The organism is Pseudomonas sp. S3_C06 (assembly GCF_054667675.1).
Map to the genome: position 1 here is coordinate 748,879 of NZ_CP162747.1, position 16,544 is coordinate 765,422.

14 protein-coding genes are annotated in these 16,544 nt (G+C 60.8%); 13 read left to right on the plus strand and 1 reads right to left on the minus strand.

The window, feature by feature from the left end:
• Positions 1 to 43 precede the first annotated feature (43 nt).
• From AB4N44_RS03195 to AB4N44_RS03215, 5 genes are all read left to right on the plus strand, one after another.
• Positions 44 to 1,402 carry a glutamine synthetase family protein gene (locus tag AB4N44_RS03195; protein WP_460110254.1) on the plus strand — a complete coding sequence of 453 codons (1,359 nt, stop codon included), beginning with the start codon at positions 44 to 46 and terminating at the stop codon, positions 1,400 to 1,402.
• Between the two features lie 174 nt (positions 1,403 to 1,576).
• Complete coding sequence (locus AB4N44_RS03200) at positions 1,577 to 2,665, plus strand: polyamine ABC transporter substrate-binding protein (protein WP_460110252.1); 1,089 nt, start codon at positions 1,577 to 1,579, stop codon at positions 2,663 to 2,665.
• Positions 2,662 to 3,963, plus strand: a complete 1,302-nt coding sequence (locus tag AB4N44_RS03205) for an NAD(P)/FAD-dependent oxidoreductase (RefSeq protein ID WP_460110250.1) — start codon at positions 2,662 to 2,664, stop codon at positions 3,961 to 3,963. The genes AB4N44_RS03200 and AB4N44_RS03205 overlap by 4 nt, the downstream gene beginning before the upstream one ends.
• 239 nt (positions 3,964 to 4,202) lie before the next feature.
• Positions 4,203 to 5,858 carry a PqiB family protein gene (locus tag AB4N44_RS03210; protein ID WP_127927760.1) on the plus strand — a complete coding sequence of 552 codons (1,656 nt, stop codon included), beginning with the start codon at positions 4,203 to 4,205 and terminating at the stop codon, positions 5,856 to 5,858.
• 16 nt (positions 5,859 to 5,874) lie between these two features.
• Positions 5,875 to 6,429 carry a PqiC family protein gene (locus tag AB4N44_RS03215; protein WP_460110248.1) on the plus strand — a complete coding sequence of 185 codons (555 nt, stop codon included), beginning with the start codon at positions 5,875 to 5,877 and terminating at the stop codon, positions 6,427 to 6,429.
• Positions 6,430 to 6,434: 5 nt separating this feature from the next.
• Here AB4N44_RS03215 and AB4N44_RS03220 read toward each other — a convergent pair whose 3' ends face one another.
• Positions 6,435 to 7,280 carry a site-specific integrase gene (locus tag AB4N44_RS03220; RefSeq protein ID WP_238704415.1) on the minus strand — a complete coding sequence of 282 codons (846 nt, stop codon included), beginning with the start codon at positions 7,278 to 7,280 and terminating at the stop codon, positions 6,435 to 6,437.
• A 447-nt stretch (positions 7,281 to 7,727) separates the two neighbouring features.
• Here AB4N44_RS03220 and arnB point away from each other — a divergent pair, with 447 nt between their 5' ends.
• The 8 genes from arnB to AB4N44_RS03260 are packed head-to-tail and all read left to right on the plus strand — an operon-like array spanning position 7,728 to position 16,528.
• Complete coding sequence (gene arnB / locus AB4N44_RS03225; protein ID WP_460110247.1) at positions 7,728 to 8,876, plus strand: UDP-4-amino-4-deoxy-L-arabinose aminotransferase; 1,149 nt, start codon at positions 7,728 to 7,730, stop codon at positions 8,874 to 8,876.
• Complete coding sequence (gene arnC, locus AB4N44_RS03230) at positions 8,873 to 9,889, plus strand: undecaprenyl-phosphate 4-deoxy-4-formamido-L-arabinose transferase (RefSeq protein WP_127927766.1); 1,017 nt, start codon at positions 8,873 to 8,875, stop codon at positions 9,887 to 9,889. The genes arnB and arnC overlap by 4 nt, the downstream gene beginning before the upstream one ends.
• The gene (gene arnA / locus AB4N44_RS03235; RefSeq protein WP_460110245.1) at positions 9,886 to 11,877 is read left to right on the plus strand and encodes a bifunctional UDP-4-amino-4-deoxy-L-arabinose formyltransferase/UDP-glucuronic acid oxidase ArnA; all 1,992 of its coding nucleotides are present in this window, start codon (positions 9,886 to 9,888) and stop codon (positions 11,875 to 11,877) included. The genes arnC and arnA overlap by 4 nt, the downstream gene beginning before the upstream one ends.
• Complete coding sequence (gene arnD / locus AB4N44_RS03240; protein ID WP_455805362.1) at positions 11,877 to 12,761, plus strand: 4-deoxy-4-formamido-L-arabinose-phosphoundecaprenol deformylase; 885 nt, start codon at positions 11,877 to 11,879, stop codon at positions 12,759 to 12,761. Before arnA ends, arnD begins: the two co-directional genes overlap by 1 nt.
• Entirely contained in the window at positions 12,758 to 14,410 is a 1,653-nt protein-coding gene (arnT, locus tag AB4N44_RS03245; protein WP_460110243.1) for a lipid IV(A) 4-amino-4-deoxy-L-arabinosyltransferase, read from the plus strand. Before arnD ends, arnT begins: the two co-directional genes overlap by 4 nt.
• Complete coding sequence (gene arnE / locus AB4N44_RS03250) at positions 14,407 to 14,751, plus strand: 4-amino-4-deoxy-L-arabinose-phosphoundecaprenol flippase subunit ArnE (RefSeq protein WP_127927774.1); 345 nt, start codon at positions 14,407 to 14,409, stop codon at positions 14,749 to 14,751. Before arnT ends, arnE begins: the two co-directional genes overlap by 4 nt.
• Positions 14,748 to 15,152, plus strand: a complete 405-nt coding sequence (gene arnF, locus AB4N44_RS03255; RefSeq protein WP_150775961.1) for a 4-amino-4-deoxy-L-arabinose-phosphoundecaprenol flippase subunit ArnF — start codon at positions 14,748 to 14,750, stop codon at positions 15,150 to 15,152. Before arnE ends, arnF begins: the two co-directional genes overlap by 4 nt.
• The gene (locus tag AB4N44_RS03260) at positions 15,149 to 16,528 is read left to right on the plus strand and encodes a UDP-glucose dehydrogenase family protein (protein WP_134175313.1); all 1,380 of its coding nucleotides are present in this window, start codon (positions 15,149 to 15,151) and stop codon (positions 16,526 to 16,528) included. Before arnF ends, AB4N44_RS03260 begins: the two co-directional genes overlap by 4 nt.
• Positions 16,529 to 16,544: the final 16 nt, after the last annotated feature.

A 16,544-nucleotide genomic window follows, 5' to 3' on the forward strand; every position in this document is an offset into this window, starting at 1 on the left:
ACCCGCCCTCCCCGGCGTCTATAAAACCAATAACGAGGTCTTTATGAATGCCCCTTTCGATCAGCTGTTCACGTGGCTGAAAGATCACAAGATTACCGAAGTCGAATGTGTGGTCAGCGACCTGACCGGCATTGCCCGCGGCAAGATCGCACCGACCAACAAGTTCCTGCATGAGCGAGGCATGCGCCTGCCGGAAAGTGTGCTGCTGCAAACGGTAACCGGGGATTTTGTCGACGACGACATCTACTACGACCTGCTTGATCCTGCCGATATCGACATGGTCTGCAAGCCCGTGGCTGACGCGGTCTACGTGATTCCATGGGCGATCGAGCCGACCGCCATCGTCATCCACGACACCTTCGACAAGTTCGGCAACCCGATCGAACTATCGCCGCGCAACGTGCTGAAGAAAGTCTTGCAGCTGTACACCGACAAAGGCTGGAAGCCGATTGTGGCGCCGGAAATGGAGTTCTACCTGACTCAGCGCTGCGAAGACCCGGACTTGCCGCTCAAGGCACCACTGGGCCGCTCGGGCCGTGCTGAAAGCGGTCGGCAGTCGTTCTCCATCGATGCTGCCAACGAATTCGATCCGTTGTTTGAAGACGTCTACGACTGGTGCGAACTGCAAGGCCTGGACCTCGACACGCTGATCCACGAAGACGGCCCGGCGCAGATGGAAATCAACTTCCGCCACGGTGATGCGCTGGATCTGGCTGACCAGATCACCGTGTTCAAACGCACCATGCGTGAGGCCGCACTCAAGCACAACGTCGCCGCGACCTTCATGGCCAAGCCGATCGGCGATGAGCCGGGCAGCGCCATGCACATTCACCAGAGCGTGGTCGAAATCGCCACCGGCAAGCCGATCTTCGCCAATGAAGACGGGCAGATGAGCGAGCTGTTCCTGCATTACATCGGCGGTTTGCAGAAGTACATCCCGAAAGTGCTGCCGATGTTCGCGCCGAACGTCAACTCGTTCCGCCGCTTCCTGCCGGACACCTCGGCGCCGGTCAACGTCGAATGGGGCGAAGAAAACCGCACCGTCGGCCTGCGTGTACCGACGTCCAGCCCGGAAGCCATGCGCGTGGAAAACCGCCTGCCGGGCGCCGATGCCAACCCGTACCTGGCGATTGCCGCGAGTCTGCTCTGCGGTTACATCGGCATGGTCGAAGCCATCGCGCCGAGCGCTGCGGTCCAGGGCCGCGCTTACGAACGCCGCAACCTGCGCCTGCCGATCACCATCGAGGAAGCGCTGACGCAGATGGAAGAGTGCGAGACCGTGGCGCGATATCTGGGCGACAAGTTCGTCCGTGGCTATGTCGCGGTGAAGCGTGCCGAGCATGAAAACTTCAAGCGCGTGATCAGCTCGTGGGAGCGTGAGTTCCTGATGCTGAGCGTCTAACCCAAATCTGCACAAATCCCTGTGGGAGCGAGCCTGCTCCGGGCGGCGTTCCGACGAAGGCGTCAGCACAGTCACCATTGATGTTGCCTGACCCACCGCTTTCGCGAGCAGGCTCGCTCCCACAAGGGATTAGCGAACCACCTGAGAAATCCAATAAATTTAAGAGGTGTCGAAATGCGTCTGTTGAAAACCATGGTTCCCGCCGCTCTGGCCCTGATGTGCAGCATCGGAGCCCAAGCCCAGCCACAAGTCAGCGTCTACAACTGGACCGACTATATCGGTGAAACCACCCTCGCCGACTTCCAGAGCACAACCGGGATCAAGGTGATCTACGACGTTTTCGATTCCAACGAAACCCTCGAAGGCAAACTGCTCGCCGGCCGCACCGGGTATGACGTGGTCGTACCATCCAACCACTTCCTCGCCCGTCAGGTGAAGGCCGGCGCGTTCCTCAAGCTCGACCGTGCGCAACTGCCGAACTTCAAGAACCTCGACCCGAAACTGCTCGAACTGCTGGAGAAAAACGACCCGGGCAATGAGCACTCGGTGCCGTACCTGTGGGGCACCAACGGCATCGGCTACAACGTCGACAAGGTCAAGCAAGTGCTGGGCGTCGACCACATCGATTCCTGGGCCGTGCTGTTCGAGCCTGAGAACCTGAAAAAACTCAGCCAGTGCGGCGTGTCGATGATGGACTCCGCTGACGAGGTGTTCCCTGCCGTGCTCAACTACATGGGCATGGACCCGCGCAGCGAAAATCCGGAAGACTTCAAAAAGGCCGAAGCCAAACTGCTGAGCATTCGTCCGTACATCACCTATTTCCATTCATCGAAATACGTGTCGGACCTGGCCAACGGTGATATCTGTGTGGCGTTCGGTTATTCCGGCGACGTGTTCCAGGCCGCCAACCGCGCCAAGGAAGCCAAGAACGGCGTGAACATCGCTTACGCCATTCCGAAAGAAGGCGCCAACCTCTGGTTCGACCTGCTGGCCATCCCGGCCGACGCCAGCAACACCAAAGAAGCCCATGCCTTCATTAATTACCTGCTCGATCCGCAAGTAATCGCCAAGGTCAGCGCGTCGGTCGGTTACGCCAACCCGAACCCGGCGGCCAAGCAATACATGGATCAGGAGCTGGTCAACAATCCAGAGGTTTACCCACCTCAAGCAGTCCTCGACAAACTCTATATTTCTACCACCCCGCCCCAAGCGATCATGCGTCTGATGACCCGTTCCTGGAGCAAAGTGAAGTCGAACAAATGAATCAGTACACCCAGGAGCACGCCCGCTCCTATTACGCCGCTTCGGCGCGGGCGACCACACCTTATCCAGTACTGGACGGTGACCTGACGGCCGATGTCTGCGTGATCGGCGGCGGGTTCACCGGCGTCAACACCGCCATCGAACTGGCTCAACGCGGATTGTCGGTGGTGTTGATCGAAGCCCGGCGCATCGGCTGGGGCGCCAGCGGGCGCAACGGCGGTCAGTTGATTCGCGGGATCGGTCATGAGGTTGAAGGCTTCGCCAAGTATGTCGGTCAGGAAGGCGTGCGCTATTTGCAGCGCGCCGGCATCGATTCGGTGGAACTGGTGCGTCAACGCATCGGCGACAACGCCATCGAGTGTGATCTGCGCTGGGGCTTCTGCGATCTGGCCAACACCCCGGCGCAATTCGATGCCTTCAAGGATGAATTGCTCGACCTCGCCGAACTCGGCTATGCCCACGAAACCCGCCTGATCGGCCCGGAACAGATCCGCCAGCAAGTGGTCAACTCCGACATTTATGCCGGTGGGCTGGTGGACATGGGTTCCGGCCACCTGCACCCGTTGGATCTGGTGCAAGGCGAAGCGCGGCTGGCAGCGTCGCTTGGCGTGCGGATTTTCGAGCAGAGCGAGGTGCTGGAAATCATCCACGGCCCGACCGTACAGGTGCGTTGCGCAAACGGCACCGTGCGCGCGGGCAGTCTGGTGCTCGGCTGCAATGCGCATCTGGACGACCTCGAACAACAACTCAGTGGCAAGGTGCTGCCGGCCGGCAGCTACATCATCGCCACCGAACCGTTGTCAGAGGCGCGCGCCGCGCAGCTGATCCCGCACAATCTGGCGGTGTGCGACCAGAAAGTCGGCCTCGATTACTACCGGCTCTCGGCGGACCGGCGCTTGTTGTTCGGCGGTGCCTGCCACTATTCCGGCCGCGATCCGGCGGACATCGCCGCTTATATGAGACCGAAGATGCTCAAAGTCTTCCCGCAACTGGCGGACGTGCGCATCGATTACCAGTGGGGCGGCAAGATCGGCATCACCGCCAACCGCTTCCCGCAGGTCGGCCGGCTCAAGCAGCACCCGAACGTGTTCTACGCGCAGGGCTATTCCGGTCACGGCCTGAACGTCACGCACTGGTGCGCGAAACTGCTCGGCGAGGCAATTCATGCCGGTCACAGTCAGGGCATGGACGTGTTCAGCGGCGTGCCGCACATGACCTTCCCCGGCGGCCCGGCCCTGCGCTCGCCACTGCTGGCACTGGGCATGTTCTGGTATCGCCTGCGGGAAATGCTCGGCTGACAGCACAAGCAGCGCTGTCGCGATCTGATCGTTCCCACGCTCTGCGTGGGAACGCAGCCCGTGACGCTCCGCGTCACTGGACGCAGAGCGTCCCTTGAGGCATTCCCACGCAGAGCGTGGGAACGATCATCAAGCACAGGTGAGCTATACACATTTGCTCTATCGCCAAGCACTTCTATATTGATGAGGTGCTTTTGCGTTCCTGACGCTCAGTGCCCAATCAATCGAGGAGGACATGGATGAAGTCGTCAGCCACCGACGAGCCGCGAGCACCAGGCCAAGCCCCAGTCAAAACCCGCCGTTTCGGCATTTCGCTCGTCTGGATTGTGCCGATCGTGGCGGTGCTCGTGGGCATCTCGCTGGTGGTGCACAACGTGATGCAGGAAGGGCCGACGATCATCGTCAACTTCAAGACCGGCAGCGGCCTGACGGCGAACAAGACCGAGGTCAAATACCGCAACGTGGTCATCGGTCAGGTCACGGACGTCGAGTTGAGTGGCGACCAGAAAAGCGTCGACGCCACCATCAAACTGTCCAAACAGGCGGAAACCTTCACGCGCGAAGATTCACAGTTCTGGGTGGTGCGCCCGCGCATTGGCGCCGGCGGCGTCTCGGGCATCGACACCCTGCTTTCCGGTGACTACATCGGCGCCGACGTCGGCCAGTCCGATAGCCGCGCAAAGAACTTCAAGGGTCTGGAAAATCCTCCGCCGATCACCTATGGCGAACCCGGCAAGCGCTTCATGCTGCATGCGCCGGATCTCGGTTCACTGGACATCGGTTCACCGGTTTATTACCGCAAGATTCCGGTCGGCCAGGTCGTCACTTACGCCCTTAACCCGGAAGGCAAAGGGGTCGATATCGAGGTGTTCATTCACGCGCCGAACGACGCGTTCGTCACCGAAAACACCCGTTTCTGGAATGCCAGCGGCATCGACATCAATGTCGGTGCCAACGGCTTTGCCGTGAAGACCGAATCGCTGTCAACCATGCTGGTGGGCGGCATTGCGTTCCGTGCTCCGGATTACAGTCCCAACGATGTGGCCGCCGCCGACGACAAGGATTTCGAACTGTTCGCCGACCAGCAGAGCGCCCTCGCCCCGCCGAACGGCAAGGCGCAATACATGGTGCTGCGTTTCGAGCAGTCACTGCGCGGACTCAAGGTCGATGCGCCGGTCGAGTTCCTCGGTATGGAAATCGGCCGGGTCGTGGGCATCAACCTGGATTTCGATGCGAAAAAACGCACCTTCCCGCTGAACGTCGGCATCGTCATTTACCCGCAGCGTCTCGGTCAGGCCTACAAAAAGATGCTCACCGAATTCAAGCACGACCCCAACGACGAAGCGGCCGGCATCCGCCTGCTGGGCACCTTCGTCGATAATGGCCTGCGTGCTCAGGCGCGCAGTGGCAACCTGCTGACCGGCCAGTTGTACGTGGCACTGGACTTCTTCCCGAAAGCGGAGAAAGTCGCGTTCGACCCGAGCGCTCGCCCGGTCGTTCTACCGACCGTTCCGGGAAGCCTCGAACAGCTGCAGGAGAAACTCGAAGCCGTGGTCGACAAGCTCAACAAGCTGCCGGTCGATCGCATCGCCAACAACCTCGACAGCAATCTGATCGAGCTGCGCAAAGGCCTGACCCAGTTCAACGCCAAGACCCTGCCGGGCGTGCAGAGCACCCTCGCCGACGTCAGCAAGACCTTGCAGTCCGCCAGCTCGACCCTGGCCGAAGATTCGCCGCAACGCGAGAAACTCACCGAGACCCTCGACGAACTCGGACGCATGTCGCGTTCGCTGCGTGAGCTGTCGGATTACTTGGGCCGGCATCCGGAATCGCTGATTCGTGGTCGCCCCGATAACGCCGCGCCTATAGACCTGAAAGGCCCGCCACGCAACTGAGCACAGGAGCTGAACCATGGCTGTACCGCTGAAAATCACCGTGCTCGCTGCGTTCATGCTGCTTGGCGCCTGCCGCAGCGACCCGATCAGCTTCCACACCCTGACGCCGGTACAGATCGCCAACACCCGGACCGGCGCGCAGATTCCGATTGAAGCGCTGAGCGTGCCGCCGCAGGTCGACCGTGCGCAAATCGTTATCCGCCAGGGCAACAGCGGCCTGGCGATTCTGGAAACCGATTGGTGGGGGGCGACACTGGCGGATGAGTTGCGCGGTGCGTTGGCCGATCAATTGAGCAATACCAGTGGGCAAGGCAATGTTTCGGTGCGCATCGAAGTGCAACGCTTCGACTCGATCCCCGGTCAGTACGGCCTGATCGACGCCAAATGGCGCTTGCGTCCTGTCGGCGCCACTGACAATGGCTCGCTGACCTGCCGTTCGACCCTGCAAACACCGTCCGGCCCGACCATCGATGATCTGGTGGGCGCCCAGCAGCACAACGTCAAACGGCTGGCCGAGCAGATCAGTCGGGCGGCAACCGGCAACGCGCGCACCTGCCCTTCCCCGTCCTGACAGGCCTACAGATCGAAGCGATCCACCGCACGCCGCCGCTCGTTGTCATCACGCACATCGTAGTTGGCGGTGGTCTGGATGTTGCTGTGGTGCGCGAGCTTCTGCGCGATCGACAGATCATGCTCCTCGATGACCCGCGTAATAAACGAGCGGCGGAAGTCGTGAGGCATGATCTTCACCCCGACCTGGGTGCCACGCTGACGGGCGATGTAATAGATCGCGTGTTTGGTGATGCGCTCGCGGGTGATGTGGCTGCCGCGACGGATACGATTGAACAAAAAGGCATCGTCGCTCTCGCCTTCCTTGAGTTGCGAACGCCGCAGCTCCAGCCACGCATCGAGTTTGGCGAACGCCCACGCCGGCGCGTACTTGATCAGTTGTTTATTGCCCTTGCCGGTGACGGTCAGGCTGCGCTCAGTGAAGTCGACCTGATTCAAGTCCAGGTCCACCGACTCCGATTTACGCATGCCGGTGCCGTACAACAGCGCAATCACTGCCGCGTCGCGCAGGCCTTGTGGGCGTGGATCGGCGGCGCAAACTTCCATCAGTTCGTGAATCAAGGTGCGCTTCAAGTTGCGGCCCTGAGATAACCGCGTGCCGGCAATGCCTTTGACCGAACGCATCTTCAAAAGATGATCCTGACTGATCAGACTCATGCGCCACGCTTCATTCATCACCCCGCGCACGGCATTCACATACAGCGACGAGGTATTCGGCGCATAGCCGTCGGCGCGCAATGCGGCGACCAGCGCCACCACATCTTCTGGTTGCAAGCCGTGCCAGGGGATTTCTTCGATATCCACGTCTTCGAAACCGAGGCGGTCCGCAGCATCCTGCAAGACATAGCGCATGGTCAGTTGGCTGGAAGGCGCCAGTCGCGCCAGATAAAGCGTCAGCGGATTAGTGTTGGACGGGGTGGATTCAGTACTCGACAAGTCAATCAAACGAAACGGCCTTGAATAGAAAACAGTTCAACAAAACAACTTAAAAGTGCAAACAAACTTATATAAAGAGCGACTCTTCCGTAAGACTTTCCGACTAAAACAGCCGATGAACGGAAGAAGTCTGAACGGCGGCTGTATGGCTTACAGATAGACGAATCGCCGACCGTTTTTTCATGTTCCTTTGACAAAAACGCGCATAACCTTAGTTACAACAGGTTGCCCCGAAAGGCCTGCAACCCTGCCGGCCGCGGACTGGAAAGTCAATCAGGTATTCCCCGACCGGTAACTCAACCCTTTGAAATTCCGCGTTTTTCAGACAATCGGCTGAAGGATGGCTGTCGCCCCGAGGTTCTTATGAGTCAAGCGTTTCTGCCGTTTTCCCGTCCGAGTATCGGCGAAGAAGAAATAGCCGCCGTCGAACAAGTATTACGTTCGGGCTGGATTACTACCGGCCCTAAAAACCAGGCACTGGAAGAACAGTTCGCACACTATGTCGGTTGCAAACACGCCGTGGCACTTTCCTCGGCCACCGGTGGCATGCACATCACCTTGTTGGCTTTGGGCATCGGCCCGGGCGACGAAGTCATCACCCCGTCGCAGACCTGGGTGTCGACGGCCAACATGATCTCGCTGCTCGGCGCCACACCGGTATTCGTCGATGTTGATCGCGACACCTTGATGACCGACGCCGCGCGCATCGAAGCGGCGATCACCTCGCGCACCAAAGCAATCATCCCGGTGCATTACGCCGGCGCCGCGTTTGATCTTGATCCGCTGTACGCGCTGGCCAACAAACACGGCATCGCCGTTATCGAAGACGCCGCCCACGCTGCAGGCACCCGTTACAAGGGTCGCCACGTCGGCTCGCAGGGCACGGCGATTTTCTCCTTCCATGCGATCAAGAACATGACCTGTGCCGAAGGCGCGATGTTCGTCACCGACGACGAGGCCTTGGCCAATCGCGTGCGCATGCTCAAGTTCCATGGTCTGGGCGTTGACGCCTACGATCGCCTGACGGGTGGCCGCAAGCCGCAGGCCCAGGTGATGGAACCGGGATTCAAATACAACCTCGCCGACATCAACGCCGCGATTGCGTTGGTGCAGCTTGAGCGTCTGGACGCGATCAACGCCCGTCGCTCTGAATTGGCCGCCGCCTACCGGCAAAAACTCGAAGGCCTGCCGGTGCAACCGCTGGCCCTGCCCGCCTACGCGCAGACCCACGCCTGGCACCTGTTCATCCTGCGCATCGACAGCGAGCGCTGCGGCATGGACCGCGAAGCCTTTATGAAAGGTTTGCAGGACCAAGGCATCGGCACCGGTATCCATTTCATCGCCACCCACCTGCACACCTGGTATCGCCAGCGTGACCCCGACCTCTACCTGCCCGACACCGAATGGAACTCGGCGCGGCTGTGTTCGATTCCGCTGTTCCCCGACATGAGCGATCAGGACCTTGATCGCGTGGTCGGCGCCATCGCCACCCTTATGGACAAACGCCCGTGAAAACCTATCCGATCCGCTGTGTGTCGATCGTCATCCCGGTCTACAACGAACAGGACAGCCTGCCGGAACTGCTGCGCCGTACCGAAGCTGCCTGCCGGATGCTGCGTCACGACTATGAAATCGTCCTCGTTGACGACGGCAGCCGTGACGATTCCGCCCACCTTCTGGAAGAAGCCGCGAGCCGTGAAGACAGCCCGTTCGTGGCGGTCATCCTCAACCGCAACTACGGCCAGCACGCGGCAATCATGGCCGGTTTCGAGCAGTGCAAAGGCGATGTCGTCATCACCCTCGACGCCGACCTGCAGAACCCGCCGGAAGAAATCCCCCGGCTGGTCGCCGAAGCCGAAAAGGGTTACGACGTGGTCGGCACCGTGCGCGGCAACCGCCAGGATTCGGCCCTGCGCCGCTATCCGTCGAAGCTGATCAACCTCGCCGTGCAGCGCTCTACCGGCGTCGCCATGAGCGACTACGGCTGCATGCTCCGTGCTTACCGGCGCACGATCATCGACGCGATGCTCGCCTGCCGTGAACGCAGCACCTTCATTCCGATTCTGGCCAACAGCTTCGCTCGCCACACCACCGAGATTGTCGTCGCCCACGCCGAGCGTGAACACGGCGATTCGAAGTACAGCCCGATGCGTTTGATCAATCTGATGTTCGACCTGATCACCTGCATGACCACCACGCCGCTGCGCCTGCTGAGCATTGTCGGCTTCGCCATGGCCGGCCTCGGCGTGCTGTTTGCCGCCGCACTGATCGTGTTGCGCCTGGTGTTCGGTGCCGGCTGGGCCGGTGACGGCATGTTCGTGCTGTTCGCGGTGTTGTTCGTGTTCACCGGTGGCCAGTTCATCGGCATGGGCCTGCTCGGCGAATACCTGGGGCGCATGTACAGCGACGTGCGCGCCCGCCCGCGTTTCTTCGTGGAAAAAGTCTTGCGCGGCCAACCCGCCATGCCGCCGCGCGCCATCACCGTCGACGGTCTCTCCTCCTCCAATGATCAGGTTCTCTCATGAGCGCAAAAACGGTTGTCTTCGCTTATCACGATATCGGCTGCGCCGGCATTCAAGCCCTGCTGGACAGCGGCTATGACATCGCGGCGGTGTTCACTCACGCCGACGACCCGAAAGAGAACGCCTTCTACGCCTCGGTTGCGCAACTGTGCGCACGCAAAGGCATTCCGGTGCACGCCCCGGAAGACGTCAACCACCCGTTGTGGATCGAGCGGATCGCCAAACTCAATCCGGACTACGTGTTTTCCTTCTACTACCGCCACCTGCTGAGCGAATCGTTGCTGGCCACCGCAAAAAAAGGCGCGTTCAACCTGCACGGTTCTCTGTTGCCGAGCTACCGTGGCCGCGCCCCAGCCAACTGGGTGCTGGTCAACGGCGAAAGCGAAACCGGCGTCACCCTGCACCGCATGGTCAAACGTGCCGATGCCGGCGCCATCGTCGCTCAACAACGCGTGGCCATCGAACGCAGCGACACCGCGTTGAGCCTGCACGGCAAGCTGCGCATCGCCGCGACGGATCTGCTGCGCGACACTTTGCCAGCCATGCTGCAAGGCAAGATCAGCGAAACCGCACAGGACGAATCGAAGGCCACAGTATTCGGGCGTCGCATGGCGGCGGACGGCAAACTGCTCTGGGCCAAACCCGCCGAGCAACTGTTCAACCTGGTGCGTGCGGTGACTCAACCGTATCCGGGTGCTTTCTGCGCGGTCGGTGAGCACAAACTCATCGTCTGGAGCGCCGAAGTCGTCAAAGGCAATGACGGCCAGGCGCCGGGCCGGGTGATCAGTGTCGATCCACTGCGCATTGCCTGCGGTGAAGATTCGCTGGTGATCCTCTCCGGCCAGCGCAATGACAGCGGCCTGTTCCTCAGCGGCCCGCAACTGGCCAGTGAACTCGGTCTGGTCGACGGCTCGCTGCTGCGCGGCGCCGAGTCCGGCCGTGGGCCACGCCGTACGCGGGTGCTGATCCTCGGTGTCAACGGTTTTATCGGCAATCACTTGTCCGAACGCCTGCTGCGTGATGACCGCTATGAAGTCTATGGCCTGGACATCGGTTCCGACGCCATCGACCGTCTGCGCAGCCATCCGCACTTCCACTACGTCGAAGGCGACATCAGCATTCACTCCGAGTGGATCGAGTACCACATCAAGAAGTGCGACGTGGTGCTGCCGCTGGTGGCCATCGCCACGCCGATCGAATACACCCGCAACCCGCTGCGCGTGTTCGAGCTCGACTTCGAAGAAAACCTCAAACTGGTGCGCTACTGCGTCAAGTACAACAAGCGCGTGATCTTCCCGTCGACCTCGGAAGTCTATGGCATGTGCCAGGACAAGCACTTCGACGAAGACACCTCCAACCTGGTGGTCGGCCCGATCAACAAGCAGCGCTGGATCTACTCCGTCTCCAAGCAACTGCTGGACCGGGTGATCTGGGCGTACGGCGCCAAGGGCTTGAATTTCACCCTGTTCCGCCCGTTCAACTGGATGGGGCCGCGCCTTGATCGTCTGGATTCGGCACGCATCGGCAGTTCGCGCGCCATCACTCAACTGATCCTCAATCTGGTCGAAGGCACGCCGATTCGCCTGTTCGACGGCGGCGAGCAGAAACGCTGCTTCACCGACATCGCTGACGGCGTCGAAGCCTTGGCGCGGATCATCGATAACGACAACGACGTCTGCAACGGCCAGATCATCAACATCGGCAACCCGGACAACGAAGCGAGCATCCGTCAGTTGGGCGAAGAGCTGCTGCGTCAGTTCGAAGCGCATCCGTTGCGCGACAACTTCCCACCGTTCGCCGGTTTCCGCGACGTGGAAAGCAAGGCGTTCTACGGTGCGGGTTACCAGGACGTCGAACACCGCAAACCCAGCATCGCCAACGCCAAGCGCCTGCTCGACTGGACGCCGACCGTGGAGATGCGCGAGACCATTGGCAACACACTGGATTTCTTCTTGCGTGAAGCCATGCTCGAACAAGCGGACAAGCGCTAATGCAGGCAGGCCTTCGTATCGACGTCGATACCTATCGCGGCACCCGAGAAGGTGTGCCGCGCTTGCTGGAAATGCTCGATGAAGCGCAGATCAAGGCGACGTTCTTCTTCAGTGTCGGCCCCGACAACATGGGCCGGCATCTGTGGCGCCTGATCCGCCCGCAGTTCCTCTGGAAAATGCTCCGCTCCAATGCGGCCGGCCTGTATGGCTGGGACATTCTGCTGGCCGGTACGGCGTGGCCGGGCAAACCGATTGGCCGCGAACTCGGGCACCTGATGCGTCAGGCCCGGGATGCCGGTCATGAAGTGGGTTTGCATGCGTGGGATCACCACGGCTGGCAGGCCAATGCCGGGCGCTGGAGCAACGCGCAACTGATCGAGCAGATCCGTCAGGGCGTCGACACTTTGAGCGACATTCTCGGCGAGAAAGTCGAGTGCTCGGCCGCCGCCGGTTGGCGTGCGGACGAGCGCGTGATCGAGGCCAAGCAAGCCTTCGACTTTCGCTACAACAGCGATTGCCGAGGCAATCGCCTGTTTCGTCCGCTGCTGGCCGACGGCACGCCGGGCACGCCACAGATTCCAGTGGATCTGCCAACTTTCGACGAAGTCGTCGGCCCCATCGTTGCCGCGCGGGATTACAACGCGTTCCTCCTCGATCACTTTCGCCCGCAACAGCTCAACGTCTACACCATTCATGCCGAGGTAGAAGGGATTCTGATGGCCGAGGATTTTCGTCAATTGCTGGCCGCTGCACGTCAGCGCAACATCGATTTCAAACCGCTGGGCGACTTGCTGCCCGAGTTCTTCAACACCTTGCCCGTAGGTCGCGTGCAGCGCGGCGCCCTCGACGGCCGTGAAGGCTGGCTGGGAGTGCAAGGCGCATGACTAAACGCTGGACGCTGCCACTGTTGTTGCTGGTCATTTGCTTGCTGGCCTATCTGCTGCCGCTGGGCACGCATGGCTTGTGGATTCCCGACGAAACCCGTTACGCGCAGATCAGCCAGGACATGCTGCTCAGTGGCAACCGGGTGTCGCCGCACTTCATGAGCCTGCGTTATTTCGAGAAGCCGATTGCCGGTTACTGGATGATCGCACTGGGTCAGCAATTGTTCGGGCAAAACCTGTTCGGCGTGCGCTTCGCTTCAGCGCTGAGCACCGGGTTGAGTGTGTTGCTGTGCTATCTGGTCGCCCGGCGTTTGTGGAACGAGCCGCGCAAAAGCTGCGTCTGCGCCCTGCTCTACATGAGTTTCACGATTGTTGCCGGTCAGGCTGGGTACGCCAACCTTGATCCGCAATTCACCTTCTGGGTCAACCTCAGCCTGGTGGCGCTGTGGGTTGCCGTCGTCAGTCATACCACTGGCAAGCGCATGGCCGCGTGGGCCGTATTGGGTCTGGCCTGCGGCATGGGTTTCATGACCAAGGGGTTTCTTGCCTGGTTGCTGCCGGTGTTGATCGCGGTGCCGTGGATGCTCTGGCAAAAACGCTGGCGTGAACTGCTGATGTTTGGCCCGGTGGCGATTGCCGTGGCGATCCTGATCAGCCTGCCGTGGGTGCTCTCGGTGCATGCGCAGGAGCCGGACTACTGGCGGTTCTTCTTCTGGCACGAACACATTCGTCGCTTTGCCGGCGACGATGCGCAACACGACGCGCCGTGGTGGTTCTACCTGCCGCTGCTGGTCGCGTTCAGTCTGCCGTGGGCGGGATTGCTGCCGACGGCGTTCAAGCAAGCCTGGCAAAGCCGCGCTCAGCCCAAAGTCGTATTCCTGCTGCTGTGGCTGCTGATGCCGCTGCTGTTTTTCAGCCTGAGCAACGGCAAATTGCCGACGTACATCCTGCCGTGCCTGCTGCCGATGGCGCTGTTGCTGGGCAATGCGCTGGCCGACCGCTTGCGTCTTGAGCAAGGTCGGGCGCTGAGCATCAATGGCTTGCTGAATCTGTTGCTGGGCGTCGTCACGTTGATCGCGCTGGTCTATCTGCAACTGAGCAAACCGGTCTACGACCACGAACTGCACAGCATGGTGCTGGTGTTTATCGCGCTGATCGGCTGGATCATCGCCAACCTGCTGCAAGCCTTTCTGCCGCTGCAATGCTGGGCCGCGCCGGCGCTGGGCAGCCTGTTGCTGATCGCGGTGTTGCCGGCGGCGCTGCCGAAGTCGGTGGTCGCCAACAAGATGCCGGATCAGTTCATCAAGCATCACGTCACCGAACTGGCGCAAACCACCCACCTGCTGAGTAACGACCTCGGTGCCGCGTCCGCACTGGCCTGGCGCCTGAAAACCCCGCAAGTCGCGTTGTACAACACGATAGGCGAATTGAAATATGGCCTTGCCTATCCTGACGGCATTCAACAGCGGGTCGATCCCGATCACGTGCAACAGTGGATGCGCGAGGCACGCCGCAGCGGTGCGGTCGGCGTGGTGATGCGCGTCAAGGGGCAGGACGAACTGGACGAAATCGACAGATTGCCAAAGGACGGCGTCCGTTATGAGCAGGGCAACCTGGTGATCATGATCCTGCCCAAGGAGGCGTCATGAGCCTGTTGCTGCTGTTGGCTGCGTGCCTGCTGACCTGTCTGGGCCAAGTGGCGCAGAAATACGCCGTCGAGAGCTGGCGTGGCGTCGAGTCGGGCTGGGCCGACAAACTGCGCTCGCCGTGGTTATGGCTGGCCCTGCTCGCCCTCGGCTCGGGTCTGTTGGTCTGGCTGCTGGTGTTGCAGCGTCTGGAAGTCGGCATCGCCTACCCGATGCTCAGCCTCAATTTCGTCCTGATCACCCTGATCGCGCGCTTCGTCTTCGGTGAACCCATCGACCGCCAGCATTGGCTTGGCGTGGCGTTGGTGATCGGCGGCGTGGTGTTGCTGGGGCAACAGTCATGAACCAACGTCGTGGCATCACCTTCGCACTGGGCAGCGTGTTCCTCGTCAGCGCTGCGCAACTGGGCATGCGCTGGAGCATGACCCGCCTGCCCGTGCCGGACCAATGGCTGCACATTGACAGCCTCGACTGGCGTGCGCTGGCCGTGGTCATCGCGGCGATTTTTGCCTACGCGCTGTCGATGCTCTGCTGGCTGGCCGCCCTGCGCGATCTGCCGTTGGGCCGGGCTTATTCGCTGCTGAGCATCAGCTATGCGCTGGTGTATCTGCTGGCGGCCAGTCTGCCGCTGTTCAACGAATCCTTCAGTTTCACCAAATCACTGGGCGTGGCGCTGGTCATGCTCGGGGTCATCACCATCAACACGCGTCCGGCTCGTGCGCCCGAATTCAGGAGTGCTCCATGAAAATCACAGTATTTGGCAGCGGTTACGTCGGTCTGGTGCAAGCGGCGGTGTTGGCCGAAGTCGGCCATGATGTCGTGTGCATGGACGTCGACCAGAAGAAGGTCGACCTGTTGCGCCAGGGCCATGTCAGCATTTTCGAACCGGGGCTGGCCAGTCTGGTGCGTGAAGGGCTGGACTCCAAACGCTTGCAGTTCACCACCGACGAAAAACTCGCCGTGCAGCACGCTCGGGTGGCGTTTATTGCCGTGGGTACGCCGTCGCGTGAGGACGGGTCGGCCGATCTGCGCTACGTGCTTTCCGTGGGCGACGCGATTGCCCGGCATCGTGAACAGCCGTTGATCATCGTCGAGAAATCCACGGTGCCGGTGGGCACTGGCGACACCCTGCGCACGCACATCGAAAAAGCCCTGATCAAGGTCGGCCGCCTGCTGCAATTCGATATCGTCTCCAACCCGGAATTCCTCAAGGAAGGCTCGGCTGTTGCCGACTGCCGCCGTCCGGACCGTATCGTTATCGGTTGCGAAGGCGATGACGTACGCGATGTGATGCGTGATCTGTACTCGCCGTTCAACCGCAACCACGACCGCATCATGTTCATGGACCTGCGCAGCGCCGAGCTGACCAAATACGCCGCCAACTGCATGCTGGCGACCAAGATCAGTTTCATCAACCAGATCGCCGAACTCGCCGAACACCTGGGTGCCGACATCGAATCGGTGCGTCAGGGCATCGGTGCCGACACGCGCATCGGTTACCACTTCATCTACCCGGGCTGCGGTTATGGCGGTTCGTGCTTTCCGAAAGACATGCGCGCGTTGATCCACAGCGCCGAAGAAGCGCATTGCTCCAGCGATTTGCTGCAAGCGGTCGAGGCGATCAACCAGCGGCAGAAACACAAGTTGTTCGAGCGCATCAACGCGTTCTACCGCGGTGATCTGCGAGGTAAAACCTTCGCCTTGTGGGGCTTGGCGTTTAAACCGAATACCGACGACATGCGTGACGCGCCGAGCCGCGTGCTGCTGGAGGAGTTGTGGGCCGCTGGTGCCAGTGTGCGCGCCTTCGACCCGGAGGCCATGCAGGAAACCCAGAACCTTTACCCGGACGAATCGAAACTGATGCTGATGGGCACGCCGGAATCGGTACTGCCCGGGGCCGATGCGCTGATCATCTGCACCGAGTGGCAGCAGTTCAAAGCCCCGGATTTCGACTTGATCAAACAGCGCCTCAACACCCCGGTGATCTTCGACGGGCGCAACCTGTACGACGCCGAGCGTCTGGCGCGCAACGGCTTCCAGTACTTCCCGATGGGCCGTGGCGAATCGCGTAAGTTGCCGATCCCGCTGCAGCAGTGGCCGCACGCGTCCGACGTCGCTTGATGACGCCATCACTCTG